This is a genomic window from Bacillus sp. CH30_1T (assembly GCF_008364765.1).
Taxonomy (GTDB): Bacteria; Bacillota; Bacilli; order Bacillales; family Bacillaceae_B; genus Rossellomorea.
Window position 1 is genome coordinate 1 of sequence record NZ_VTUY01000027.1, and the last position, 1867, is coordinate 1867.

General features: G+C 39.9%; 3 rRNA genes. All 3 read left to right on the plus strand.

Annotated elements, in window-relative coordinates:
* Positions 1-355, plus strand: a 23S ribosomal RNA gene (locus F0342_RS24460); the annotation flags it as partial.
* A 102-nt stretch (positions 356-457) separates the two neighbouring features.
* Positions 458-574, plus strand: a 5S ribosomal RNA gene (rrf, locus tag F0342_RS24465).
* Positions 575-1683: 1109 nt separating this feature from the next.
* Positions 1684-1867, plus strand: a 16S ribosomal RNA gene (locus F0342_RS24470); the annotation flags it as partial.

The window sequence follows — 1867 nt, forward strand, 5'->3', positions numbered from 1 at the left end:
GTTGGGCTGTTCGCCCATTAAAGCGGTACGCGAGCTGGGTTCAGAACGTCGTGAGACAGTTCGGTCCCTATCCGTCGTGGGCGCAGGAAATTTGAGAGGAGCTGTCCTTAGTACGAGAGGACCGGGATGGACGCACCGCTGGTGTACCAGTTGTCTTGCCAAAGGCATCGCTGGGTAGCTATGTGCGGAAGGGATAAGTGCTGAAAGCATCTAAGCATGAAGCCCCCCTCGAGATGAGATTTCCCATCACGTAAGTGAGTAAGATCCCTAGAAGATGACTAGGTAGATAGGTCAGAGATGGAAGCATGGCGACATGTGGAGTTGACTGATACTAATCGATCGAGGACTTAACCACAAAGAGTCATTTTTAAATGAACAATAATTGGTCGGTATTCGGCTTTCTTGACATCAATTCTTTATCTAGTTTTGAAGGAACAACCCTTCAATTGAATATTCGTCTGGTGACAATGGCGAAGAGGTCACACCCGTTCCCATGCCGAACACGGAAGTTAAGCTCTTCAGCGCCGATGGTAGTTGGGGGATCTCCCCCTGTGAGAGTAGGACGTCGCCAGGCAAATAGAAAAAGAGTAGCTCATTGGAGTTACTCTTTTTTGTGTTTACTTGGAAATGGATTCTTGGTTCGAAGAACAAATTGGTTATAAGATAGAGAGGGCGGCTTTTTTGCGTTGTTATTTGTTGGAGAAATGTTATTGAAGGTTGATCGTACAATTAAAATCAGAAATGAAGACAGATTACGATTAAAATACGGACAATGTTTTTGGATGCATTTGGAAAAATACGCAATTCTTAAACAAAATGACGCAATTCCGATCTATTTTGACGCAATTATTTTTATGGAACCTATAATGCTCTGACAATTGGAGCCACAATCTATATTGTAGTCCTGATTATTACGAATCGCACATTGAATAGGGCTAAATCGTTCTATTTTGAATGATAAAAACACGCACCGATTCTACTATAAACGATCAATCTATTAGAAAGTTAAAATAAATATCAAAATAAATCTAAAATTAGCTTTTGCCTAAGAGTGTCGCAATTGATTTCGGCCACCTTCAGGTCTGGAACTCTCCCTACCTCTCAATATATTTAGTCATCCTGCAGGAACTCAGCGTCATATTTCCATTCAGAATACCTCATCTAAACGCGGAGATACTCAGGTAACCTGAAATCATAGTCAAGCAGATATGTTTAAGCTTCTTTTCTATGTGTATATATAGTGTAGGTATTCTAAACTGAACACTCAGACATCTATAAATTATTAAAAAGGTATTGTAATTAAGTAGATGTTTGTGATATTATTGCTCTTCCGCCTTTTATAAGGGAAGTTAGGGAAGTTAATTAATATGTCTTTTAGACTAGTTTAAGTGTTTAATAACTTAGTAGATATAAAAGCAAAAAAACATTTAAAAAGAAGTTGACTTCTGCGAAATTAACTGGTAAAGTATTATTTGTTGCCGCAAACGGACAACAAACAAAAAACACGATAAACTTGATCGAAACTATTTCAAAAAAAGTTATTGACATCAAATGAATGATCGTGTAACATAGTAAGGGTCGCTTCGAGAGAAGCACTTACACATTGAACCTTGAAAACTGAACAAAACAAGACAATACGTCAACGTTAATTCTAGATTTATTTTTAAAGAGCTATTCAAACTTTTATCGGAGAGTTTGATCCTGGCTCAGGACGAACGCTGGCGGCGTGCCTAATACATGCAAGTCGAGCGGATTGATGGGAGCTTGCTCCCATCAATCAGCGGCGGACGGGTGAGTAACACGTGGGTAACCTGCCTGTAAGACTGGGATAACTCCGGGAAACCGGGGCTAATACCGGATAACTCAT